Origin of the sequence: Streptomyces sp. NPDC053076, assembly GCF_044546845.1 — a bacterium.
Taxonomy (GTDB): Bacteria; Actinomycetota; Actinomycetes; order Streptomycetales; family Streptomycetaceae; genus Streptomyces.
On sequence record NZ_JBITZL010000002.1, the window covers coordinates 1,221,577 to 1,244,832 of the forward strand.

The following is a 23,256-nucleotide window of genomic DNA, read 5'->3' on the forward strand; positions in this document are numbered from 1 at the left end:
CCCAACTGGGTGCGCGAGGCGCGCGTACGGCCTGTGCGCCGGAGCGCGAACCCTCCTTCAGCGCCTGGCGCACGCAAGGGGGTTGTGCGCAACCGCGTGACCGCCGGCGACGCCCGGGTGAGCGTGCACGGACGCGCCTTCCGAGCCGCCGGCGCCCGCTCACCACCCGCGCGCGTGCCACTCCGGAAGACGGGGCCGTTCCGTGCCCAGCGTGGTGTCGTTGCCGTGCCCCGGATAGACCCACGTCTCGTCCGGCAGCATGTCGAAGATCTTCGTCTCCACGTCATGGATCAGGCTGGCGAACGCCTTCGGGTCCTTGCGCGTGTTGCCGACGCCGCCCGGGAAGAGGCAGTCGCCGGTGAAGACGTGCGGGTGGCCGTGGGGGTCGTCGTAGACCAGCGCGATCGAACCGGGCGTGTGCCCGACCAGGTGGCGTGCGGTGAGTTCCACCCGGCCGACCCTGATGACGTCGCCGTCGTCGACGAGCACGTCGGTGGGCACCGGGATGCCGTCGGCGTCGTCGCGGCCCGCGTACGTACGCGCGCCCGTGGCCGCGACGACCTCGGCGAGCGCCTGCCAGTGATCGCCGTGCTGATGCGTGGTGACGACGGATGCGATGCCGTCGTCACCGATCATGGCGAGGAGCGAGTGCGCGTCGTTGGCGGCGTCGATCAGGAGCTGCTCGTCGGTGGCCCGGCAGCGCAGCAGATAGGCGTTGTTGTCCATCGGGCCGACCGCGATCTTGGTGATCATCAGGTCTTTCAGCTCGTGCACATCCGCCGGTCCGCCGACCTTGACCTCTCCGGAGTACGTCATGGCGGCAGCCTATAGCGGTCGGGCCCCGGTGGACGGCCGCCCGGGTGAGCCCGCAGGCGGTCGTCGCCCTACAGCGGGGGCAGCTTCGGCAGCTCCCCGCCGTGCACCTTCAGCGCCGTCCCGTCGCGGCGCCCGGCCAGCCAGCCCACCACGTCCGCCGGCCGGCCCGTGACCGTGATCTCGGGTGCGTCGGCCTCACGCCCGGTGGTCCACGCGTGCGTGCCGTCCGTGACGCGGGTCGCCGGGACGTCGGGGTGCCCGGAGAACCGCTGTGCGAGGAAGGCGGCCTCCCGTTCCAGGAACTCCGCCGGAAGATCCTCCAGCTCGTATCCGATCCCGAGGTCGACGTGGTGCAGCTCCACCTCCACCCACCGGCGGAAGGGCACCCGGGACGCGGAGTCGGTGACCCCGTTGCGCAGCTCCACCGTGCGGGCCCAGTCCGCGGGCGCGTCCCCGGTGGCCTGGAAGCGGTCCGCGCTCTCCCGGACGTCGGCGGCCTGGGCCTCCAGGGGACGCCCGGCGTCACGCTCGATGTCGGCGTCCCGCGCCTTTGCGCTCGTGTACATGGGACGGCCCTGGAGGACGTTCACGAGCGCGTCCGCGTTCCGGGCGAGGTGGGCGAGGACGTGCCCGCGGCTCCAGCCCGGAAGCCGTGACGGCTCGGCGAGCGAGGCGTTGTCCATTTCGGCGACCGCGGTGAGGAGCCGGTCGGTCGCGTCACGTACACAGGCCAGGTCATGAGCGTGATCCATCATGGCGCCGACCCTAGCCCGGCCACACCTTCGGGTGAAGGTGGCGAACCTCGCCCTCGAATCGAATGCGCGTGCTATATCGTCGAAGGTGGCGTCGGGCATGCTGGAAGGCCGGGGGTTGTTATGCAACCGGGCAATCCGACCGGCGTTGTCAGTGGCTCCCCCTAGTCTGAAGAAGCACAGGGGCCCGCCCCTGTCACTTCTCTCAAGAAAGGTGCGGACCGGCGTGGCCGACCGTCTCATCGTCCGTGGCGCGCGCGAGCACAACCTGAAGAATGTCTCGCTCGACCTGCCTCGTGACTCGCTCATCGTCTTCACGGGCCTGTCCGGGTCGGGCAAGTCCTCCCTGGCCTTCGACACGATCTTCGCGGAGGGCCAGCGCCGCTACGTGGAGTCGCTCTCCTCGTACGCCCGGCAGTTCCTCGGCCAGATGGACAAGCCCGATGTCGACTTCATCGAGGGCCTCTCCCCGGCGGTCTCCATCGACCAGAAGTCGACCTCGCGGAATCCCCGCTCGACGGTCGGCACGATCACCGAGGTCTACGACTACCTGCGTCTGCTCTTCGCGCGCATCGGCAAGCCGCACTGCCCCGAGTGCGGCCGCCCCATCTCGCGCCAGTCGCCGCAGGCCATCGTGGACCGGGTGCTGGAGCTGCCGGAGGGGAGCCGTTTCCAGGTACTGTCCCCGCTGGTGCGCGAGCGCAAGGGGGAGTTCGTCGACCTCTTCGCCGACCTGCAGACCAAGGGCTACTCCCGCGCGCGTGTGGACGGCCAGACCGTCCAGCTGTCCGAGCCGCCGACCCTGAAGAAGCAGGAGAAGCACACCATCGAGGTGGTCGTGGACCGCCTCACGGTGAAGGACTCCGCCAAGCGCCGCCTCACCGACTCCGTGGAGACGGCTCTCGGTCTGTCCGGCGGCATGGTCGTGCTCGACTTCGTGGACCTCCCCGAGGACGATCCCGAGCGCGAGCGCATGTTCTCGGAGCACCTGTACTGCCCGTACGACGACCTGTCCTTCGAGGAGCTGGAGCCCCGGTCCTTCTCCTTCAACTCGCCCTTCGGCGCCTGCCCCGAGTGCACCGGCATCGGCACGCGCATGGAGGTCGACCCGGAGCTGATCGTCCCCGACCCTGACAAGTCCCTGGACGAGGGCGCCATCCACCCCTGGTCGCACGGGCACACCAAGGACTACTTCGGCCGCCTGATCGGCGCCCTCGCGGACGCGCTCGGCTTCCGCACCGACATCCCCTTCGCGGGCCTGCCGCAGCGCGCCAAGAAGGCGCTGCTCAACGGTCACAAGACGCAGATCGAGGTCCGCTACCGCAACCGGTACGGCCGCGAACGTGTGTACACCACGCCCTTCGAAGGCGCGGTGCCCTTCGTCAAGCGCCGGCACAGCGAGGCCGAGAGCGACGCCAGCCGCGAGCGCTTCGAGGGCTACATGCGCGAGGTGCCCTGTCCCTCCTGCGAGGGCACGCGTCTGAAGCCGATCGTCCTCGCGGTCACGGTCATGGAGAAGTCGATCGCCGAGGTCTCCGCGATGTCGATCAGCGACTGCGCGGAGTTCCTGGGCAAGCTCAAGCTGAACGCCCGTGACAAGAAGATCGCCGAGCGGGTCCTGAAGGAGGTCAACGAGCGGCTGCGCTTCCTGGTCGACGTCGGCCTGGACTACCTCTCGCTCAACCGCGCGGCAGGCACCCTCTCCGGTGGCGAGGCCCAGCGCATCCGCCTGGCCACCCAGATCGGCTCCGGTCTCGTCGGCGTCCTGTACGTCCTGGACGAACCGTCCATCGGGCTGCACCAGCGGGACAACCACCGTCTGATCGAGACCCTGGTCCGCCTGCGCGACATGGGCAACACGCTCATCGTCGTGGAGCATGACGAGGACACGATCAAGGTCGCCGACTGGATCGTGGACATCGGCCCCGGCGCCGGCGAGCACGGCGGCAAGGTCGTGCACAGCGGCTCCGTGAAGGGGCTGCTCGAGAACGCCGAGTCGCAGACCGGCGCCTACCTCTCGGGGCGCAAGGCGATCCCGCTCCCGGACGTACGGCGCCCGCGGGACCCGTCCCGGCAGCTCACCGTGCACGGTGCCCGCGAGAACAACTTGCAGGACATCGACGTGTCCTTCCCGCTGGGCGTGTTCACGGCCGTCACCGGCGTCTCCGGTTCGGGCAAGTCGACCCTGGTCAACGACATCCTGTACACGCACCTGGCCCGCGAGCTGAACGGCGCCCGGAACGTCCCCGGCCGGCACACGCGCGTGGACGGCGACGACCTGGTCGACAAGGTCGTGCACGTCGACCAGTCGCCGATCGGCCGCACCCCGCGCTCCAACCCGGCGACGTACACCGGTGTCTTCGACCACGTCCGCAAGCTGTTCGCCGAGACCACCGAGGCGAAGGTCCGGGGCTACCTGCCCGGGCGTTTCTCCTTCAACGTCAAGGGCGGTCGCTGCGAGAACTGCGCGGGCGACGGCACGATCAAGATCGAGATGAACTTCCTCCCGGACGTCTACGTCCCGTGCGAGGTCTGCCACGGCGCCCGGTACAACCGGGAGACCCTGGAGGTCCACTACAAGGGCAAGTCCATCGCCGAGGTGCTGAACATGCCGATCGAGGAGGCCATGCACTTCTTCGAGGCGGTCCCGGCGATCTCCCGTCACCTGAAGACGCTGCACGACGTCGGTCTCGGCTATGTCCGCCTCGGTCAGTCCGCCACCACCCTCTCCGGTGGTGAGGCGCAGCGCGTCAAGCTCGCCAGCGAACTGCAGAAGCGGTCCACCGGACGCACGGTCTACGTCCTGGACGAGCCGACCACCGGTCTGCACTTCGAGGACATCAGCAAGCTGCTCAAGGTTCTCGGCGGACTGGTCGACAAGGGCAACACGGTCATCGTCATCGAGCACAACCTCGACGTGGTCAAGACCGCCGACTGGCTCGTGGACATGGGCCCGGAGGGCGGCGCCGGCGGTGGTCTGGTGGTCGCCGAGGGCACGCCGGAGGAGGTCGCCGGAGTGCCAGCGAGCCACACCGGCAAGTTCCTCAGGGAGATCCTCGGCGCCGACCGCATCAGCGACGCCGAGCCGGTGAAGGCACGCCGCGGCGGCACGACCCGGAAGACGGCCGCGGCGGCCAAGTCCCCGGCGAAGAAGACGGTGACGGCCAAGACCAACAACACCGCGACCAAGAAGGCCGCCACGGCCACCAAGAAGGCGACGCCCGCGAAGAAGACCACGCGGACCCGCACGGCCTGAGCGGGTCGGTCCGTCGCCCTGGCGGTTGGCCCTTGGCCCGAGACGGCCGACCCACGGCAGCCGGTCGCACCCACGGCTCGGAACGGTCGGCCAGGAGGCATGGAGGGCCCTCTCGGCTCCCGCCTGACACCGCATCAAAATGGGGCGCCCCGCGGGAACTCCCCGCGGGGCGCCGCTCGTTCCACCATCAGCCGGCCCGATCCCGCGGTCCCACAAGTCCCCGCACACCGCAGGACCGGCCGTACCTTGTCAACAGCACAGGGAAAGACCGACCGCTCACAGCCCGGTGGGCTCACCCAACTCCGCCGCGAACGGCGGCTCGGCCCCCGCCCGAGAGCAGGTGATCGCCGCCGCCCGTGCCGCGAAGCGCAGCAGCCGCGTCCAACCCTCCGTCCCGAGGGCGGCGAGCGCCTCCGGCGACAGCGCGTCCCGCACGGCCAGCCCGTGCAGCAAGGCCGCGTTCACCGTGTCACCGGCGCCGATGGTGTCCACGACATCGACCTTCTCACCCGGCACGGAGTGCTCTTCGCCGTCCCGGGTGAACACGGTCAGACCCTCACCGCCCCGCGTGACCACCACGGCCGCCGGTCCCGCGGCCAGCCACTCACGCGGGGTGCCGCCGAGCCACGCCGCGTCCTCCGCGGACAGCTTCAGCAGCGTCACCGAGGGCAGCCAGCTCTCGAAGCGCTCCCGATAGGCGTCCGCGTCCGGGATCAACCCCGCCCGGATATTGGGGTCGAGGGCGGTGAACACCCCCTGTCCCGCAGCGGTACGCATCAGCTCCTCATAGGCGCTCGCCCCCGGTTCCAGGACGAGCGAACAGGTACCGAAGGACACCGCCCGCGTCCCTGCCGGGAGCGCGGCGGGTGCGGTGAACAGACGGTCGGCGGTGCCGTCGACATAGAAGGAATAGGCGGCCGAGCCGGCGGCGTCGATCGTGGCCACGGCGAGAGTCGTCGGCTCCGGCCCCCGCTGTACACCGGACACGTCGACCCCGGCCCGCCGCAGCCCGTCGAGCAGGGCCGCACCGAAGGCGTCGTCCGACGTCCGGGAGCAGAAGGCGGTGGGGGAGCCCAGCCTGCCGAGGGCCACGGCGGTGTTGTACGGGCCGCCGCCGAGCGCCGGCCTCAGGGCCGCCAGGGCACCGGGGCCCTGCGGTACCAGGTCGATCAGTGCCTCACCGGCGACGACGATCACGAGGTGGTTCCCTTCTCGGACAGCGTGGATGATGCGATGACTCCGGCCGCTCCCGCGCGGTCCGGCTCCTCGGGGCAGCCGCAGGAGGTGCGGTGGACGAACGCGCACGGCAGCCGGACCGTCCGGGCCGGCCGGTCCGGCTCGGCCAGCCGGTCCAGGAGCACCCGGACGGCCTGGGCGCCCAGCTCCCGGCTGGGCTGGGCGATGGCGGTCAGCCGGGGCGAGAACAGGTCGGCCCAGGCGAAGTCGTCGAAGCAGCAGAGAGCGATGTCGTCCGGCACGGACCGGCCGAGCCGGCGCAGGGCGCGCAGGGCGCCGATGGTCATCGCGTTGTTGGCGGTGACGAGGGCCGTGGGGGGATCGGGCAGGTCGAGCAGGGCGGCCGTGGCCTGCTCGGCACCCTCCGACTCCGAGTCGCCGGAAACGACGAGGCCGGTGTCGTACTCCAGCCCGGCGGCGGCGAGGCCCTCCCGGTAGCCGGTGATGCGTTCACCGGTGGTGCTGAGTCCGGGCAGGCCGGCGATCAGACCGATCCGACGGTGTCCCCGCCCGGCGAGGTGGGTGACCAGCAGGGCCGTCGGCGCGGCACTCTCGGCACAGACCTGGTCGAAGCGCGGCGCCCCCGGGGAGGCGGCGGCCCCCGCGGCGCCCGGCGGAACGTCATCCGTCATGCCGGCTTCGATGAGCCGGTCCAGGAAGACCGTCGGCACCGCGTGGCGGCGCAGATAGCCGACGAGCCGGCGCGGGTCCGCGGAGGGGGCGACGATCATGCCGTCCACCCGTCGCTCGTGGAGGAGCTGCACCACCTTGCGCTCGTGCCCGGGGTCGTCGTGCGGATCGGCGATGAGCAGGCTGTACCCGGCGTCCAGGGCGGCGGCCTCGACCCCCTGCAGGATCTCGGTGAAGTACGGGTTGCTGAGGGCCGACACCGCGAGGCCGATGGAGCGGGTGCGCGAGGTGACCAGGGAGCGGGCCAGCGTGTTGGGGGTGTAGCCGAGGGTGTCGACGGCGTCGAGCACGGCCTGGCGGGTGTGGGGGAGGACCGGGCGGGTGCCGTTGAGGACGTGGGAGACGGTCGCCACGGAGACGCCGGCGCTCCGGGCGACATCCGCCATGGTGGCCATGGTGCTCCCTTCCTGAGCCGGCGGGGCGGCGTGTGCACAACCCGGCCGAAGCGGACGTCCGGCCGGCCCGGCCACACGCTCCCTCCCGGCGAGAGGCCCACGCATCGGCTGCTTTCCGGCGGGACGCTATCCCATGAGCCGGCACCGCGTAAACGCTTGCGTAAGCGTTTACGTCTCCTGAAGGTGGCTACGTCGGCCCGTGCCACACCTCCGACTCCTGTCGGGCTCCCGGTTCACGTCCACACCGCCACCGGACTGCACTCGGACGCCACCCGGTTGCTGCCCGCGCCGCACCCGCGCGGCACTCGGGGCCGAGGGCCCGGCCCCGACCCGGTGCTAGGACTGAGGCTCCCGCCCGGTGCTCGGACTGAGGCTCCCGCCCGGTACTCGGCTCTGGGCTCCCGGGGCGCCTTCCCACCCGGTACTCGGCTCCGGGTTCCCGCTCGGCTCGGCTCGGGGCCTCCGCCCGGCCCCGCCCAGGGTCCGGTTCCTCTGTCCCGGTATCGTCGCTCCGCACACCCCTTGACCAGTGGAGTCCCAGATGCCCAGCCGTTCCTCGGCGAGCCGCCGTACCGTCCTCCGAGGGGCCGCCGCGGCCCCGGTCGCCGGGCTCGGCCTGGCCGCGTGCGCGGCCCCGGACGGGAGTCCGGCAGCGGCCACTCCGACCGTGCCCGTCGACCTCGGCAAGGAGAGCGAGGTCGCGAAGGGCGGGGCGGAGCTCTACCGGGATCACAACGTGGTGGTCAGCCGGGACGAGGACGGCACGCTGAAGGCGTACAGCACGATCTGCACGCACGCGGGCTGCCCGATCAACAAGTTGCAGGGGACGACCCTGATCTGCCCCTGCCACGGCAGCGAGTTCGACGCCGTGACGGGCAAGGTGGTCCAGGCGCCGGCCACCGAGCCCCTGGCCGCGCTGGCCGTGAAGACCGCCAACGGCAGGATCGTCGCCGGTCCGGCGGACTGACCCGGAGAGACGCAGGGCCCGGAGGCCGCGGCTCAGCGGTCCGTCAGCGCGGTGCCGCTCACTCCCAGTCCCAGGCGATCCCCACGATGCCCGGCCGAATCCGCGGCTCGACCAGATGGACGCAGTGGTGGGGTCCGGTCACGGGCAGTTCCTGCCGGCCGCTGCGCGGGGCCGCCGCCGAGTGCTGGGCGAAACGCTGACAGCGCAGCGGCAGTGCGGCTGAGTCGAAGCGCACCTGGAGCGCGTACTGGCCGCCGGGGAAGCCGAACCGGCGGAGATACTCGCGGCATGTCCCGGCGGTGCCGTCCTCGATGCCGTACCGGAAGAGGAAGGTGTCACCGGAGCGCAGCCGGGTGCCGAAGAGCAGCTCGGCCACCAGGAGGCCGGTGTCCTGGTCCCAGCGGAGGCGGCCGGTACGGCAGTTCTCCAGGGCGTGCACGGTGATGCGGCGCGGATCGCAGCCCGGGTCGCCGTGGTGGACGGCGACGAAGCGGTCGACGCCGTCGTGGTGGGCCCGCACGATGTGGTGGGCCTCGCGGCTCGCCAGCTCGCGCCGGGCGCCGATCCGGACACATTCGTGGTGCCCCAGGGTCTGCAGTCCGCCGTCCAGCGACCAGCCGAGGTCGGCCGTGAGCCGGTCCAGCACGTCCGAGGCATCGATCAGGGAGCGGTAGGAGCGGCCCGCCGGGCGGCAGGCCGTCGTCCGCTCGTCGGCCTCGGCGAGCAGCCGGATCAGCGACTCGTCCGGCAGCTGGAGGATCTCCTCCAGCGCCCGTACGGCGCGCAGGGACTCCGGGCGCTGCGGACGGCGGGCACCCTGTTGCCAGTAACTCAGGCTGGTGACGCCCACCTTGACCCCATGACGTGACAGATGGTGCTGCACGCGCTGGAGCGGCAGTCCGCGTGCGGCGATCGCGGCGCGCAGCGCCACATGGAAGGGGCCGCCCCGCAGGGCCGTGTCCAGTTCCGCGGTGGGGACGTCCGCGTGCTCTGTGGCATGCCGCATGCCGAGGGGCCTTTCTGTGAGGTGTCGCTACGGCTGGTCAGACCGCCTGTGCGGATGTGCGGGGCCACCCCCGTGGGCGCCGCGAACGCCCGTGGCCGGGCACGCCGCGCCCGTACACATGCGTGCACGGCCCCGAGTTCCCCCGCATTGAAGCGTGTTGACCAGAACCCGACAACACCTCGGGCTCGCCCGTTCCGGACGACTGGCCGGACCTCGCCGTTCGGCGGACGGCGGACGGGGCCGGCGTCCGCCGCCGTGGGCCCTGTCCTCGGCAGCGCCGCGAAACGGCGGCAAGCGGTGCGTCCCCGGCATGGCCGGAACCCGATCGCGGGGCGTGCTGAGGTGCCCCGGCGGGCGGTGCCGGGGCATGGCGGCCCACGAGAAGGCGAGGGGACGTCCGGCCACGCGGGCGGAAGCGCGCCGTCGGCCCCGGGTGGGCGGCCGCCCGGGTGCGGGCGTTGTCCACAGGCCCGACGCGGTGTCGGTGCTCGCCAGTAGGGTGTGAGTCATGGCCGACCCCTCCAGCTACCGCCCCAGGCCGGGTGAGATCCCGGACACTCCGGGGGTGTACAGGTTCCGTGACGAGCACCGCCGGGTGATCTACGTCGGAAAGGCGAAGAGCCTGCGCCAGCGCCTGGCGAACTACTTCCAGGACCTGGCGAACCTGCACCCGCGTACCCGGACGATGGTGACCACCGCCGCGTCCGTGGAGTGGACGGTGGTGTCCACGGAGGTCGAGGCGCTCCAGCTGGAGTACTCCTGGATCAAGGAGTACGACCCCCGGTTCAACGTCAAATACCGCGACGACAAGAGCTACCCCTACCTCGCGGTCACGATGAACGAGCAGTTCCCGCGCGTGCAGGTGATGCGCGGTCACAAGAAGAAGGGCGTGCGTTATTTCGGGCCGTACGCGCACGCGTGGGCCATCCGGGACACCGTCGACCTGCTGCTCCGCGTGTTCCCGGTGCGCACCTGCTCCACCGGCGTCTTCAAGAACGCCGCCCGCACCGGCCGCCCCTGCCTGCTCGGCTACATCGGCAAGTGCTCCGCGCCCTGCGTCGGCCGGATCACCCCCGAGGAGCACCGGGACCTGGCCGAGGAGTTCTGCGACTTCATGGCCGGCCGCACCGGCACCTACCTCCGCCGCCTGGAGAAGCAGATGATGGCGGCGGCCGAGGAGATGGAGTACGAGCGGGCCGGCCGCCTGCGCGACGACATCGAGGCCCTGAAGAAGGCCATGGAGAAGAACGCGGTCGTCCTCGCGGACGCGACCGACGCCGATCTCATCGCCGTCGCCGAGGACGAGCTGGAGGCGGCCGTCCAGATCTTCCACGTGCGCGGCGGCCGGGTGCGCGGCCAGCGCGGCTGGGTGACCGACAAGGTCGAGGAGGTCAGCACCGGCGCCCTGGTCGAGCACGCCCTCCAGCAGCTGTACGGCGAGGAGACCGGGGACGCGGTCCCCAAGGAGGTGCTGGTCCCGGCCCTGCCCGAGCCGGTCGAACCGGTCCAGGACTGGCTGACCGGCCGCCGCGGGGCGAACGTCTCGCTGCGCATCCCGCAGCGGGGCGACAAGAAGGCGCTCATGGAGACCGTGCAGCGCAACGCCCAGCAGGCCCTGGTGCTGCACAAGACCAAGCGCGCCTCCGACCTGACCACGCGCTCGCGTGCGCTGGAGGAGATCGCCGAGGCCCTCGATCTCGACAGCGCCCCGCTGCGGATCGAGTGCTACGACATCTCGCACCTCCAGGGCGACGACGTGGTGGCCTCCATGGTCGTCTTCGAGGACGGCCTGCAACGCAAGAGCGAGTACCGCCGCTTCCAGATCAAGGGTTTCGCAGGTCAGGACGATGTCCGCTCCATGCACGAGGTGATCACCCGCCGCTTCAAGCGCTACCTCGCCGAGAAGGAGCGGACGGGGGAGTGGACGGACGGCGCCGACGGCTCCGCCGTCGAAGGTGCCGTGACCGGCTCCGACGGCTCCGCCGGCGAAGGTGCCGTGGCCGGTCCCGGCGCCGACGGCGCGCTCACGGGCACGGATGTGATCACCGACTCCCTCAAGGACGACGACGGCCGCCCCAGGAAGTTCGCGTACCCGCCCCAGCTCGTGGTGGTCGACGGCGGCCGGCCGCAGGTCGCGGCGGCCCGGCGCGCCCTGGACGAGCTGGGCATCGACGACATCGCCGTCTGCGGTCTCGCCAAGCGCCTTGAGGAAGTCTGGGTACCCGGCGAGGACGACCCGGTGGTCCTGCCCCGCACCAGCGAGGGCCTCTACCTGCTCCAGCGGGTTCGCGACGAGGCCCACCGCTTCGCGATCACCTACCAGCGCGCGAAGCGCGCCAAACGCTTCCGCGCGGGCCCGCTGGACGACGTCCCCGGCCTCGGCGAGACCCGCAAACAGGCGCTCGTCAAGCATTTCGGTTCGGTGAAGAAGCTGCGGTCCGCCACAATCGAGCAGATCCAGGAAGTGCCCGGGATAGGCCGGAAGACGGCCGAGACCATCGCCGTGGCCCTCGCCCAGGCGGCCCCGGCCGCACCGGCCGTGAACACGGCGACCGGAGAGATCATTGAGGACGAGGAACCCGACACGACGGCCGGTTCCTCAGGGGAGCCCGTGACCGCGGGCGCCCCGGACGAACGACGGGGGCAGGAGACATGACCGAACACGACGAGCACCCCACAGCACAGCGAGATCAGGCGCACAGCGACACGGGCGACGATGTCGTACGGAACGACACCGACGCCGGCCGGGACACCGGCCAGGACAACGGAGCACAGGTGAGTACGGGCAACGAGACAGCCGGGGTCCCCGAGGCGGCCATCCCCGAGCTGGTGATCATCTCCGGCATGTCAGGAGCCGGACGGTCCACGGCCGCGAAGTGTCTGGAGGACCTCGGCTGGTTCGTCGTGGACAACCTGCCGCCCGCCCTCATCCCCACCATGGTGGAGCTGGGTGCCCGCTCACAGGGCAACGTGGCGCGGATCGCGGTCGTCGTGGACGTGCGCGGCCGGCGCTTCTTCGACAACCTGCGCGAATCCCTCGCCGACCTGGACACCCGGGGCGTCACCCGGCGGATCGTCTTCCTGGAGTCCTCCGACGAGGCCCTGGTGCGCCGCTTCGAGTCGGTGCGCCGCCCGCACCCGCTCCAGGGGGACGGCCGCATCGTCGACGGCATCGCGGCCGAGCGCGAGCTGCTGCGCGAGCTGCGCGGCGACGCCGATCTGGTGATCGACACCTCCAGCCTCAACGTGCACGAACTGCGCGCCAAGATGGACGCCCAGTTCGCCGGCGAGGAGGAGCCCGAGCTGCGGGCCACCGTGATGTCCTTCGGCTTCAAGTACGGCCTCCCGGTCGACGCCGACCTGGTCGCGGACATGCGGTTCCTGCCCAACCCGCACTGGGTCCCGGAGCTGCGGCCCTACACCGGTCTCAACGAGGAGGTCGCCGCCTATGTCTTCAACCAGCCCGGTGCGAAGGAGTTCCTCGACCGGTACGCCGAACTGCTCCGGCTCATCGCGGCCGGCTACCGGCGCGAGGGCAAGCGGTATGTGACCATCGCCATCGGCTGTACCGGCGGCAAGCACCGCTCGGTGGCGATGTCGGAGAAGCTCGCCGCGCGCCTCGCGGCCGAGGGCGTGGAGACGGTGGTCGTGCACCGGGACATGGGACGGGAATGACGGGACGTACACCGCGGCTGAGCAGGCTGCGCCGGATGGGCCCCGACGCGCGCGCCGGCCGCCCGGTCGAGGCCCGCGGGGCCAGGCCCCGTCGGCGTGGCGCCCAGCCCAAGGTGGTCGCGCTCGGCGGCGGCATGGGCCTGTCCGCGTCGCTCGCCGCGCTGCGCCGGATCACCGGCGACCTCACCGCCGTCGTCACCGTGGCCGACGACGGCGGCTCCAGCGGCCGGCTCCGGGACGAGCTGGGCGTGCTGCCGCCCGGCGACCTGCGCAAGGCGCTGGCCGCGCTGTGCGGCGACGACGACTGGGGTCAGACCTGGGCCCGGGTCATCCAGCACCGCTTCCAGTCCCAGGGCGATCTGCACGACCACGCGGTCGGCAACGTGCTGATCGTCGCCCTGTGGGAGCAGCTCGGCGACCATGTGCAGGCCCTGGACCTGGTCGGCAAGCTGCTCGGCGCGCACGGCCGCGTGCTGCCCATGTCCGCCGTGCCGCTGGAACTGCAGGCCCTGGTCAAGGGGCACGACCCGGAGCGTCCGGACGACGTGGACACGGTGCGCGGGCAGGCGACCGTCGCCCTGACACCCGGCGAGGTGCAGTCGGTGCACCTCGTGCCCAACGACCCGCCCGCCGTCCCCGAGGCCGTCGCGGCGGTCCTGGACGCGGACTGGGTGGTGCTCGGCCCCGGCTCCTGGTTCTCCTCGGTCATCCCGCACCTGCTCGTCCCCGAGCTGCTGGACGCTCTCACCGAGACCAAGGCGCGCCGTGTGCTCTCCTTGAACCTGGCTCCGCAACCCGGAGAAACCGAGGGCTTCTCCCCGCAGCGTCATTTGGAGGTTTTGGGGCGACACGCCCCTAAACTCGCCCTGGACGTGGTGCTGGCCGACGTGGCCGCCGTGCCCGACCGTGACTCGCTCACCGAGGCCGCCAAGCGGCTGGGAGCCGCGGTCGAGCTGGCGCCGGTGGCCCGGACCGATGGATCACCCCGGCACGATCCGGAGCTGTTGGCCGCCGCGTACGACCGTATTTTTCGGATGCATGGAAGGATCGGCCCATGGCGATGACGGCAGCGGTGAAGGACGAGATCTCCCGGCTCCCCGTCACCCGGACCTGCTGCAGGAAGGCGGAGGTTTCCGCCATTCTGCGGTTCGCCGGCGGCCTCCACCTGGTGAGCGGGCGCATCGTGATCGAGGCGGAGCTGGACACCGCGATGGCGGCGCGGCGGCTCAAGCGGGACATCCTTGAGATCTTCGGACACAGCTCCGAGCTGATCGTGATGGCACCCGGCGGACTGCGCCGCGGTTCCCGGTATGTCGTACGGGTCGTCGCCGGCGGTGACCAGCTGGCCCGGCAGACCGGTCTCGTGGACGGCCGGGGCCGCCCGATCCGCGGTCTGCCCCCGCAGGTGGTCTCGGGGGCCACCTGCGACGCTGAGGCGGCCTGGCGCGGGGCCTTCCTGGCGCACGGCTCGCTCACCGAGCCCGGCCGCTCCTCCTCCCTGGAGGTGACCTGCCCGGGCCCGGAGGCGGCGCTCGCGCTGGTCGGCGCCGCCCGCAGACTGTCGATCGCCGCGAAGGCCCGCGAGGTGCGCGGCGTGGACCGGGTCGTCGTCCGTGACGGTGACGCGATCGGCGCCCTGCTCACCCGGCTCGGTGCGCACGAGTCCGTGCTGGCCTGGGAGGAGCGCCGGATGCGGCGAGAGGTGCGGGCCACGGCCAACCGGCTCGCCAACTTCGACGACGCCAACCTGCGCCGCTCGGCCCGCGCCGCCGTGGCCGCCGGCGCCCGCGTCCAGCGCGCCCTGGAGATCCTGGGCGAGGAGGTTCCCGAGCACCTCGCCGCCGCCGGCCGGCTGCGCATGGAGCACAAGCAGGCGTCGCTGGAGGAGCTGGGTGCGCTCGCCGACCCGCCGCTGACGAAGGACGCGGTCGCGGGCCGGATCCGCCGCCTGCTGGCGATGGCCGACAAGCGCGCCTCCGACCTGGGCGTCCCGGGCACGGAGGCGAACCTCAGCGAGGAGCTGGCGGACAACCTCGCCGGCTGACCCGACGCCCCGTCAACTCACTGGTGCCGACCCCCGATCGGGTGGTCGGCACCGGCATGTGCGTGTCCGTGCGGCGCTCTTGACTCGATCATCGTGTGACATGAGCCTGGCAGCCTGTTCGCCGCTGTGGCGGACCACCTCCAGGGGGGTTCATGAGACACAGAGCGAGATCGATCCTCGCTGTCGGCGCGCTTCTGATCGGCGGAGCGAGCCTCGCACCCACAGCCAACGCACAGAGCGGAAGTCCGGCGAAGTCCGACCCGGACGAGGTCAAGGTCTTCCGTGCCGATGTCACCCAGAAGCAGATTCCCCTGCTGCTCGAGGCCGGTCAGGACGGCCATGAGCTCGGTGAACGGGTGGCAGGACGCGGCAAGGCCGCGGTGGAGGTCTACCTCACCGACCAGCAGGCGGCCAAGCTGCGCAAACAGGGTGTCGACCTCACCGAGCACACCCTCTCGGCCAAGGCGCGGGCCCGGGTCGAGGGCGCCGCGCAGGGTGTGTTCCGCCCGTACGGCGGAAGCGGCGGGCTCGAGGAGGAGATCCTCCGCACCGCCCAGGCCAATCCCGGCCTCACCAAGGTCGAGTCCATCGGCAGGACCGTCCGGGGCCAGAACATCCTCGCGCTCAAACTGACCAGCAACGCGAAGAAGGCGAAGGACGGCTCCAAGCCGTCCGTGCTCTACATGTCCAACCAGCACGCGCGGGAGTGGATCACGCCGGAGATGACCCGGCGTCTGATGCACTACTACCTGGACCACTACAGGACCGACAGGCGCGTCAAGAAGGTCGTCGACTCGACCGAGCTGTGGTTCGTCCTCTCGGCCAACCCCGACGGCTACGACTACACCTTCCAGGGCTCCGGCAACCGCCTGTGGCGCAAGAACCTGCGGGACGTCAACGGCGACGGCGTCATCAGCACGGGCGACGGCGTCGACCTCAACCGCAACTTCCCCTACAAGTGGGGCTACGACGACGAGGGGTCGTCCCCCAACCCCACCAGCCAGACCTACCGTGGCGCGAGCCCCGAGTCCGAGCCCGAGACCCGGGCCCTGGACGACTTCGAGAAGCGCGTCGGGTTCAGGTACGCGATCAACTACCACTCCGCCGCCGAGCTCCTCCTCTACGGCGTCGGCTGGCAGGTGGCCACCCCCACCCCGGACGACGTCCTCTACAAGGCGCTCGCCGGTACGCCGGACAACCCGGCGATCCCCGGCTACCGTTCGCAGCTCTCCTCGGAGCTGTACACCACCAACGGCGAGGCGGACGGACACGCGTCGAACGTCAACGGCCTGGCGATGTTCACCCCCGAGATGTCGACCTGCCAGACCGCGTCGAGCGTCGATCCGAACGACGCCTGGAAGCCCGAGGACTGCCAGTCGGAATTCAACTTCCCCGACGACGAGAAGCTGATCCAGCAGGAGTTCGCGAAGAACGTCCCGTTCGCGCTCTCCGTCGCCGAGACCGCCGGGCACCCCGGCGAACCGGCCTCCTCGGTCGGTCTGAGCGCCGCCGACTTCACCCCGGCCGCGTTCTCCACGTCGTACTCCCGCGGCGCCGACCAGGAGGTCTCCGTCGTCGTCCGCAAGGCGGTCCGGGACAAGGAACTGAAATACCGCGTCAACGGCGGCCGAACCCTCGACCAGGCGCTGAAGCACTGGAAGGGCGGACAGACCTACGGCGGCGAGGACGACCTCTACTTCGACGAGTACCGCGCCAAGGTGCAGGACGGCGAGCCGGGCGACAGGGTCGAGGTGTGGTTCACCGGCGAGACCAGGGCCGGCAAGAAGGTCTCCAGCTCCCACTTCACGTACACCATCGCGAAGCGGCCGAAGGCGGACACCCTCGTGGTCGCCGAGGAGGGCACGGCCGCCACGCAGGCACGGACGTACACGGACGCGCTGAAGGCGGCCGGCCACCGGGCGATCGTGTGGGACGTGGCCACCCAGGGCGTCCCCGACGCGCTCGGTGTGCTGGGGCACTTCCCGACGGTCGTGCACTACTCGGGGGCGAAGGGCCCGGCCAACCCCACCCAGCTGCAGCTGCGCGCCTACCTCAACGAGGGCGGTCGGCTGATCGAGGCCGGTGAGCTGGCCGGCGGCAGCGTCGACCTCGGCGGCGGCACCCTGTCGGACGACTTCAGCCAGTACTACCTGGGCGCCTACAGCCGTACGTCGACCAAGGGGGCCACCGGCTTCACCGGCTCCGGCGCGCTCGACGGCTTCACCGGCGCCCTCGGTGACGCGCCGGGCAACCCGCTCGACAAGGCCGGCACCTACGGCGTCACCTCCGACGAGCTGCCGGTCGCCACGTATCCGCAGTTCCAGAGCGGGGGCGCGGGCGCGTTCGCCGGGACCGTCAATCCGTACGGGCCGTACGCGGGCGCCTCCATGGCCGCCGCCGTGCACACCGACGACGCCTACAAGCGTCTCACCCGCACCGTCGACCTCACTGGTGTCACCGCCGCCGACAGGCCGGCGCTGAGCACCCGGCTGCTGTGGGACACCGAGCCCGGTTACGACCACGCGGTGGTCGAGGCGCACACGGTCGGCGCCGACGACTGGACCACCCTGCCGGAGGCGGGAGGGGCCACGAAGACGGCCGTGCCGGCCGAGTGCGGGGCGGGCTTCCTGATCGGTGAGCACCCGTGGCTGAAGCACTACCTGACGCTCGCCGGCAACGCCTGCACGGCGACCGGTACCACCGGTTCCTGGAACAGCCTCACCGGCAGCTCCGGCGGCTGGCAGCAGGTGGGCTTCGACCTGAGCGCGTACGCCGGGAAGTCCGTCGAGGTCTCGATCAGCTACGTCACCGACCCCGGCAGCGGCGGCCACGGCGTCCTCGCCGACGACGCCTCGCTGGTCGTCGGGGGCACGGCGCGGGAGACCGAGGGATTCGAGTCGTCCCTGGGCGCGTGGAAGGCGGCCGGACCGCCCGAGGGCAGCCCGGCGGTCCTGAAGGACTGGACGCGCACCGGGACCCTGTTCCGCACCTACGGAGCGGTCGCCACGGACGACACCGTGCTGCTCGGTTTCGGTCTCGAACAGGTGCCGTCGGCGGCCGATCGGGCGGCCCTGCTGAAGAAGGCGTTCCGCGCGCTCGACAGGTGAGCGCAACCCCCTCTCAACGGTGCGCGGACGGGGTATTCCTCATGTGAGCCGACCCGCTCACGAACGAGTGAAAAAGGAGTGACGAGTGCCCGGCATTCCGTAGCAAATGCGGTTGAATCCACTGCCGATCCGAGGTGGTCCGTACCCCTACTGGCGGGTACGGACTGCCTGCCCGTGTATGGGCCATCTCGATGTCACTCCGGGGCTCGCAGAGAGGTAGGGTCGGTGGTGGTCGGGGACATCCCAAACAGAGCTCGCCGGCACCGCATGGCCGGCGTACCAACGAGGAGATCGGTTCGTGACGATCCGCGTAGGCATCAACGGCTTCGGCCGCATCGGGCGCAACTACTTCCGCGCGCTGCTGGAGCAGGGTGCAGACATCGAGGTCGTGGCAGTCAACGACCTGGGTGACACCGCGACCACCGCCCACCTGCTGAAGTACGACACGATCCTGGGCCGCCTCAAGCAGGAGGTCACCCACACCGCCGACACCATCACGGTCGACGGTCACACCATCAAGGTGCTGTCCGAGCGCAACCCGGCCGACATCCCGTGGGGCGAGCTGGGTGTCGACATCGTCATCGAGTCGACCGGCATCTTCACCAAGAAGGACGACGCCGCGAAGCACATCGCCGGCGGCGCCAAGAAGGTCCTCATCTCGGCTCCGGCCAAGGACGAGGACATCACCATCGTCATGGGCGTCAACCAGGACAAGTACGACCCGGCGAAGCACCACGTCATCTCCAACGCCTCCTGCACCACCAACTGTGTGGCGCCGATGGCCAAGGTCCTCGACGAGAACTTCGGCATCGTCAAGGGCCTGATGACGACGGTGCACGCGTACACGAACGACCAGCGCATCCTGGACTTCCCGCACAAGGACCTGCGCCGCGCCCGTGCCGCCGCCGAGAACATCATCCCGACCACGACCGGTGCCGCGAAGGCCACCGCCCTGGTCCTGCCGCAGCTGAAGGGCAAGCTGGACGGCATCGCCATGCGCGTGCCGGTTCCCACCGGCTCCGCCACCGACCTCGTCGTGCAGCTCCAGCGCGAGGTCACCAAGGACGAGGTCAACGCCGCGTTCAAGAAGGCGTCCGAGGACGGCGACCTCAAGGGCTACCTGGCCTACACCGAGGACGAGATCGTCTCCTCGGACATCGTCGGCGACCCGGCCTCCTGCACCTTCGACTCCTCCCTGACCATGGTCCAGGAGGGCAACTCGGTGAAGATCCTCGGCTGGTACGACAACGAGTGGGGCTACTCCAACCGCCTCGTGGACCTCACGGTCTTCGTCGGCGGCCAGCTCTGATCGCAAACAGCGGGACCACGAAGTGAGAGCAGGGCTCGGGCAGCGCACCGTCGCGCTGTCCGGGCCCTGCTCTCACGTACTGACCACGTCCTTTTACGATCAGGTGCACCACGAGCCCTCCTGTAGGAGTCCACTCAATGAAGACGATCGACGAACTTCTCGCCGCCGGCGTGAGCGGCAAGCGGGTCTTCGTCCGCGCCGACCTCAACGTGCCGTTGGCCAGCGGGACGATCACCGACGACGGCCGCATCCGCGCGGTCCTGCCCACCGTCAAGGCCCTCGCTGACGCGGGTGCCAAGGTGGTCGTCGCCTCGCACCTGGGCCGCCCCAAGGGCGCCCCGGACCCCGCGTTCTCCCTCGCTCCGGCCGCCTCCCGCCTGGGTGAACTCCTCGGCTCCGCCGTGGCCTTCGCGACCGACACCGTCGGGCAGTCCGCCCAGGACACGGTCGCGGGCCTCATCGACGGCCAGGTCGCCGTCCTGGAGAACCTGCGCTTCAACCCGGGCGAGACGGCCAAGGACGACGCCGAGCGCGGTGCCTTCGCCGACCAGCTGGCCGCCCTCGCCGACCTCTACGTCGGTGACGGCTTCGGCGCCGTGCACCGCAAGCACGCCTCCGTGTACGACCTCCCGGCCCGGCTCCCGCACTACGCCGGCTACCTCATCGCCACCGAGGTCGCCGTCCTGAAGAAGCTCACCGACGACGTCAAGCGCCCCTACGTCGTCGCGCTCGGCGGCGCCAAGGTCTCCGACAAGCTCGCCGTCATCGACCAGCTGCTCGGCAAGGCCGACCGGCTGCTCATCGGCGGCGGCATGGCCTACACCTTCCTCAAGGCCAAGGGCTACGAGGTCGGCATCTCCCTCCTCCAGGAGGACCAGATCCCGACCGTCACCGAGTACATGCAGCGCGCCGAGAAGCAGGGCGTCGAGCTGCTGCTCCCGGTCGACGTCGTGGTCTCCGGGGAGTTCCCGGACCTGAAGACCAAGGCGCCGACCGAGCACACCGTGGTCGACGCGGACAAGATCCCCGCCGACCAGGAGGGCCTGGACATCGGCCCCAAGACCCGCGAGCTGTACGCGTCGAAGCTCGTCGACGCCGAGACCGTCTTCTGGAACGGTCCCATGGGCGTCTTCGAGCACCCCGACTACGCCCAGGGCACCAAGGCGGTCGCCCAGGCCCTCGTCGACTCGGACGGCTTCACCGTCGTGGGCGGCGGTGACTCCGCCGCGGCCGTGCGTACGCTCGGCTTCGACGAGAATGCATTCGGCCACATCTCGACCGGTGGCGGCGCCTCCCTCGAATACCTCGAGGGCAAGACGCTCCCCGGCCTCGCCGCACTGGAGGACTGACCCTTGGCAGCATCTGATTTTTCCGGGCGCACGCCGCTGATGGCGGGCAACTGGAAGATGAACCTCAACCACCTCGAGGCCATCGCGCACGTCCAGAAGCTCGCCTTCGCCCTGGCCGACAAGGACTACGAGGCCGTAGAGGTCGCCGTCCTGCCGCCCTTCACCGACCTGCGCTCCGTGCAGACCCTGGTCGACGGCGACAAGCTCAAGATCAAGTACGGTGCCCAGGACATCTCGCAGCACGACTCCGGTGCCTACACCGGCGAGATCTCCGGCCCGATGCTGGCCAAGCTGAAGTGCACCTACGTGGTGATCGGCCACTCCGAGCGCCGGCAGTACCACGACGAGACCGACGAGATCGTCAACGCCAAGGTCAAGGCCGCCTATAAGCACGGCCTCACCCCGATCCTGTGCGTCGGCGAGGAGCTGGACGTGCGTGAGGCGGGCAACCACGTCACGCACACCCTCGCCCAGGTCGAGGGCGGTCTGAGGGACCTCCCGGCCGAGCAGGCCGAGACCGTCGTGATCGCCTACGAGCCCGTGTGGGCCATCGGCACCGGCAAGGTGTGCGGCGCCGAGGACGCCCAGGAGGTCTGCGCCGCCATCCGCGCCAAGGTCGCCGAGCTGTACTCGCAGGAGCTGGCCGACAAGGTCCGCATCCAGTACGGCGGCTCCGTGAAGTCGGGCAACGTCGCCGAGATCATGGCGCAGGCCGACATCGACGGCGCCCTGGTCGGCGGTGCCTCGCTGGACGCCGACGAGTTCGTCAAGATCGTGCGTTTCCGCGATCAGTAGGACGAGCTGTGAGTAGGCGGTAGCGGCGATACGTCGTACTCTTGCGGGGGCACGGCCCAGGTGCTGTGCCCCCGTCGTTCATCCGAATCCGAGGAAGTTGGTCCAGCCGTGGTTTTGGGGTTCTCGATCGCCCTGATCGTCTTCAGCCTGCTGCTGATGCTGCTGGTGCTGATGCACAAGGGGAAGGGCGGCGGCCTCTCCGACATGTTCGGTGGCGGCATGCAGTCCTCCGTCGGCGGCTCCTCGGTCGCCGAGCGCAACCTCGACCGGATCACGATCGTGATCGGTCTGCTGTGGTTCGCGTCCATCATCGTCCTCGGCCTCCTGATGAAGACGAACAACTGACGCGCGAAACAGCGTAAACCGGGCGCACGTCCCGCACATTCCGTATATTCCACACGTAAAGCCCCGTGTTCGGTACGCGCTCCTGAGCGCGGCCTATCATGGGGCTTGCGTCTGGATGTGGGGGCCGGTAACTCCAATCACTGGACGCGCGTTGGGCCTTACGTAGACTGAGGCGCTCGCGGCGAAGCGAAACGCCGACTCGCTTCGCGGCACCATCACGCAGGGAGTTACGACCGTGGCAAGTGGCAACGCGATCCGAGGAAGCCGGGTCGGGGCGGGGCCGATGGGCGAGGCCGAGCGCGGCGAGTCCGCGCCGCGTCTGCGCATCTCCTTCTGGTGCTCCAACGGGCATGAGACGCAGCCCAGCTTCGCCAGCGACGCGCAGGTTCCCGAAACCTGGGACTGCCCGCGCTGCGGCTTCCCGGCCGGCCAGGACCGGGACAACCCGCCGGACCCGCCGCGCACCGAGCCGTACAAGACGCACCTCGCGTACGTACGGGAGCGGCGCAGCGACGCCGACGGCGAGGCGATCCTCGCCGAGGCGCTCGCCAAACTGCGGGGCGAGATCTAGGAGTTTCACCGGCCGGGTGCCTGCGGGCGCCTGGCCGGAGCCGTATGCACCACTCGGCGCCGACCGATTGTCAGTGGTGCCCCCTACCGCTCTCGTGAAGGCGCGAACGCGAGGGGGTCCTTGTGGCGGCGGTCGGAACGGGTGAAAAGCCGTGCGCCGGCGTGGCGCGGGCGCTTCGGACGGAGCGGCCGTGAACGGCCGGCTCGTCGCCCGGCTGGGTCGCGTCCGGGGGCATCTGGTACGACAACTTCCACGATGCCCAGTCGCACGCCGTGCTGCCGTACAGCCACTACCTCTCCCGGTTCACCGCCTACCTCCAGCAGCTGGACATGGAGTCCAACGGCAAGTCGGTGCAGCGTGACGGCAGGCCGGTGGAGTGGCAGACCGGACCGGTCGTGTGGGGCCCTCCCGGCACCAACGGGCAGCACGCCTACTACCAGTTGATCCACCAGGGCACGAAGCTGATCCCGGCGGACTTCATCGGCTTCGCCGAGCCGGTGGCCGAGCTGAGCGGGGAACTCAAGGCGCAGCACGACCTGCTGATGGCCAATTTCTTCGCCCAGACCCAGGCACTCGCCTTCGGCAGGACGGCGGAGGAGGTCCGCGCGGAGGGCGTCCCCGAGGAACTGGCGGCGCACAAGACTTTCCGGGGCAACCGGCCGACCACGACGATCCTCGCCCGTGAGCTGACCCCGTCCGTGCTCGGCCAGCTGGTCGCCCTCTACGAGCACAAGGTGTTCGTGCAGGGAGCGGTGTGGAACATCGACTCCTTCGACCAGTGGGGCGTGGAGCTGGGCAAGGTCCTCGCCAGGCGGGTCGGGCCCGCGCTCACCGAGGGTGCCGAGGTCCCCGGCCTGGACACGTCGACGAAGGCGCTGGTCGCCCGGTACCGCGAACTGCGCGGCCGGAGCTGAACCGCCGCTCAGCGCCCGGTGGCGCCTTC

17 protein-coding genes and 1 pseudogene are annotated in these 23,256 nt (G+C 70.6%); 13 read left to right on the forward strand and 5 right to left on the reverse strand.

The window, feature by feature from the left end; genetic code table 11:
* Nucleotides 1-159: 159 nt before the first annotated feature.
* Both ACIGYR_RS12735 and ACIGYR_RS12740 read right to left on the reverse strand, forming a co-directional pair.
* A complete protein-coding gene (locus ACIGYR_RS12735) occupies nucleotides 160-816 on the reverse strand; it encodes an MBL fold metallo-hydrolase (protein WP_391839392.1) in 657 nt (218 codons plus the stop codon).
* 68 nt (nucleotides 817-884) lie between these two features.
* The gene (locus ACIGYR_RS12740) at nucleotides 885-1,571 is read right to left on the reverse strand and encodes a maleylpyruvate isomerase family mycothiol-dependent enzyme (RefSeq protein WP_391839393.1); all 687 of its coding nucleotides are present in this window, start codon (nucleotides 1,569-1,571) and stop codon (nucleotides 885-887) included.
* A 223-nt stretch (nucleotides 1,572-1,794) separates the two neighbouring features.
* On the opposite strand from ACIGYR_RS12740, the gene uvrA reads away from it, so the two are divergent.
* Entirely contained in the window at nucleotides 1,795-4,824 is a 3,030-nt protein-coding gene (uvrA, locus tag ACIGYR_RS12745) for an excinuclease ABC subunit UvrA (protein WP_391839395.1), read from the forward strand.
* Between the two features lie 276 nt (nucleotides 4,825-5,100).
* On the opposite strand, the gene ACIGYR_RS12750 is transcribed toward uvrA, so the two are convergent.
* Both ACIGYR_RS12750 and ACIGYR_RS12755 read right to left on the reverse strand, forming a co-directional pair.
* Nucleotides 5,101-6,021, reverse strand: coding sequence for a carbohydrate kinase (locus ACIGYR_RS12750; protein WP_399595276.1), 921 nt, complete (start codon nucleotides 6,019-6,021; stop codon nucleotides 5,101-5,103).
* Nucleotides 6,018-7,145 carry a LacI family DNA-binding transcriptional regulator gene (locus ACIGYR_RS12755; RefSeq protein WP_399595275.1) on the reverse strand — a complete coding sequence of 376 codons (1,128 nt, stop codon included), beginning with the start codon at nucleotides 7,143-7,145 and terminating at the stop codon, nucleotides 6,018-6,020. Before ACIGYR_RS12755 ends, ACIGYR_RS12750 begins: the two co-directional genes overlap by 4 nt.
* Before the next feature lie 541 nt (nucleotides 7,146-7,686).
* Between ACIGYR_RS12755 and ACIGYR_RS12760 the strand changes: the two genes are divergently transcribed.
* The gene (locus ACIGYR_RS12760) at nucleotides 7,687-8,112 is read left to right on the forward strand and encodes a Rieske (2Fe-2S) protein (RefSeq protein ID WP_399595273.1); all 426 of its coding nucleotides are present in this window, start codon (nucleotides 7,687-7,689) and stop codon (nucleotides 8,110-8,112) included.
* Nucleotides 8,113-8,170: 58 nt separating this feature from the next.
* On the opposite strand, the gene ACIGYR_RS12765 is transcribed toward ACIGYR_RS12760, so the two are convergent.
* Complete coding sequence (locus ACIGYR_RS12765; RefSeq protein ID WP_399595272.1) at nucleotides 8,171-9,118, reverse strand: hypothetical protein; 948 nt, start codon at nucleotides 9,116-9,118, stop codon at nucleotides 8,171-8,173.
* Nucleotides 9,119-9,626: 508 nt separating this feature from the next.
* Between ACIGYR_RS12765 and uvrC the strand changes: the two genes are divergently transcribed.
* The 11 genes and pseudogenes from uvrC to ACIGYR_RS12820 form a co-directional block, all read left to right on the forward strand.
* Complete coding sequence (gene uvrC / locus ACIGYR_RS12770; RefSeq protein WP_399595270.1) at nucleotides 9,627-11,774, forward strand: excinuclease ABC subunit UvrC; 2,148 nt, start codon at nucleotides 9,627-9,629, stop codon at nucleotides 11,772-11,774.
* Nucleotides 11,771-12,793: an RNase adapter RapZ gene (gene rapZ, locus ACIGYR_RS12775; protein ID WP_391839406.1), complete on the forward strand. Its 1,023-nt coding sequence runs from the start codon at nucleotides 11,771-11,773 to the stop codon at nucleotides 12,791-12,793. The genes uvrC and rapZ overlap by 4 nt, the downstream gene beginning before the upstream one ends.
* Nucleotides 12,790-13,857 carry a uridine diphosphate-N-acetylglucosamine-binding protein YvcK gene (gene yvcK, locus ACIGYR_RS12780; protein WP_399595268.1) on the forward strand — a complete coding sequence of 356 codons (1,068 nt, stop codon included), beginning with the start codon at nucleotides 12,790-12,792 and terminating at the stop codon, nucleotides 13,855-13,857. The genes rapZ and yvcK overlap by 4 nt, the downstream gene beginning before the upstream one ends.
* A complete protein-coding gene (whiA, locus tag ACIGYR_RS12785; RefSeq protein ID WP_356692047.1) occupies nucleotides 13,848-14,837 on the forward strand; it encodes a DNA-binding protein WhiA in 990 nt (329 codons plus the stop codon). The genes yvcK and whiA overlap by 10 nt, the downstream gene beginning before the upstream one ends.
* Before the next feature lie 152 nt (nucleotides 14,838-14,989).
* Entirely contained in the window at nucleotides 14,990-17,944 is a 2,955-nt protein-coding gene (locus ACIGYR_RS12790) for a M14 family zinc carboxypeptidase (protein WP_399595265.1), read from the forward strand.
* 298 nt (nucleotides 17,945-18,242) lie between these two features.
* Nucleotides 18,243-19,253, forward strand: a complete 1,011-nt coding sequence (gene gap / locus ACIGYR_RS12795; protein WP_391839412.1) for a type I glyceraldehyde-3-phosphate dehydrogenase — start codon at nucleotides 18,243-18,245, stop codon at nucleotides 19,251-19,253.
* A gap of 137 nt (nucleotides 19,254-19,390) precedes the next feature.
* Entirely contained in the window at nucleotides 19,391-20,602 is a 1,212-nt protein-coding gene (locus ACIGYR_RS12800) for a phosphoglycerate kinase (protein WP_399595263.1), read from the forward strand.
* Nucleotides 20,603-20,641: 39 nt separating this feature from the next.
* Nucleotides 20,642-21,397, forward strand: coding sequence for a triose-phosphate isomerase (gene tpiA, locus ACIGYR_RS12805; protein ID WP_399596491.1), 756 nt, complete (start codon nucleotides 20,642-20,644; stop codon nucleotides 21,395-21,397).
* A gap of 108 nt (nucleotides 21,398-21,505) precedes the next feature.
* Complete coding sequence (secG, locus tag ACIGYR_RS12810) at nucleotides 21,506-21,742, forward strand: preprotein translocase subunit SecG (protein WP_391839416.1); 237 nt, start codon at nucleotides 21,506-21,508, stop codon at nucleotides 21,740-21,742.
* Nucleotides 21,743-21,977: 235 nt separating this feature from the next.
* Complete coding sequence (locus ACIGYR_RS12815) at nucleotides 21,978-22,313, forward strand: RNA polymerase-binding protein RbpA (RefSeq protein WP_003976875.1); 336 nt, start codon at nucleotides 21,978-21,980, stop codon at nucleotides 22,311-22,313.
* A gap of 230 nt (nucleotides 22,314-22,543) precedes the next feature.
* Nucleotides 22,544-23,227 (forward strand): annotated as a pseudogene (locus ACIGYR_RS12820) (glucose-6-phosphate isomerase); the annotation flags it as partial.
* Nucleotides 23,228-23,256 lie beyond the last annotated feature (29 nt).

Excerpts from the sequence above, each read along its gene's own strand:
- ACIGYR_RS12735 (WP_391839392.1), bottom strand. The coding sequence starts at position 816 with ATGACGTACTCCGGAGAGGTCAAGGTCGGCGGACCGGCGGATGTGCAC.
- ACIGYR_RS12740 (WP_391839393.1), bottom strand. The coding sequence starts at position 1,571 with ATGATGGATCACGCTCATGACCTGGCCTGTGTACGTGACGCGACCGAC.
- ACIGYR_RS12755 (WP_399595275.1), bottom strand. The coding sequence starts at position 7,145 with ATGGCCACCATGGCGGATGTCGCCCGGAGCGCCGGCGTCTCCGTGGCG.
- ACIGYR_RS12760 (WP_399595273.1), top strand. The coding sequence starts at position 7,687 with ATGCCCAGCCGTTCCTCGGCGAGCCGCCGTACCGTCCTCCGAGGGGCC.
- ACIGYR_RS12765 (WP_399595272.1), bottom strand. The coding sequence starts at position 9,118 with ATGCGGCATGCCACAGAGCACGCGGACGTCCCCACCGCGGAACTGGAC.
- uvrC (WP_399595270.1), top strand. The coding sequence starts at position 9,627 with ATGGCCGACCCCTCCAGCTACCGCCCCAGGCCGGGTGAGATCCCGGAC.
- rapZ (WP_391839406.1), top strand. The coding sequence starts at position 11,771 with ATGACCGAACACGACGAGCACCCCACAGCACAGCGAGATCAGGCGCAC.
- yvcK (WP_399595268.1), top strand. The coding sequence starts at position 12,790 with ATGACGGGACGTACACCGCGGCTGAGCAGGCTGCGCCGGATGGGCCCC.
- whiA (WP_356692047.1), top strand. The coding sequence starts at position 13,848 with ATGGCGATGACGGCAGCGGTGAAGGACGAGATCTCCCGGCTCCCCGTC.
- ACIGYR_RS12790 (WP_399595265.1), top strand. The coding sequence starts at position 14,990 with ATGAGACACAGAGCGAGATCGATCCTCGCTGTCGGCGCGCTTCTGATC.
- ACIGYR_RS12800 (WP_399595263.1), top strand. The coding sequence starts at position 19,391 with ATGAAGACGATCGACGAACTTCTCGCCGCCGGCGTGAGCGGCAAGCGG.
- tpiA (WP_399596491.1), top strand. The coding sequence starts at position 20,642 with ATGGCGGGCAACTGGAAGATGAACCTCAACCACCTCGAGGCCATCGCG.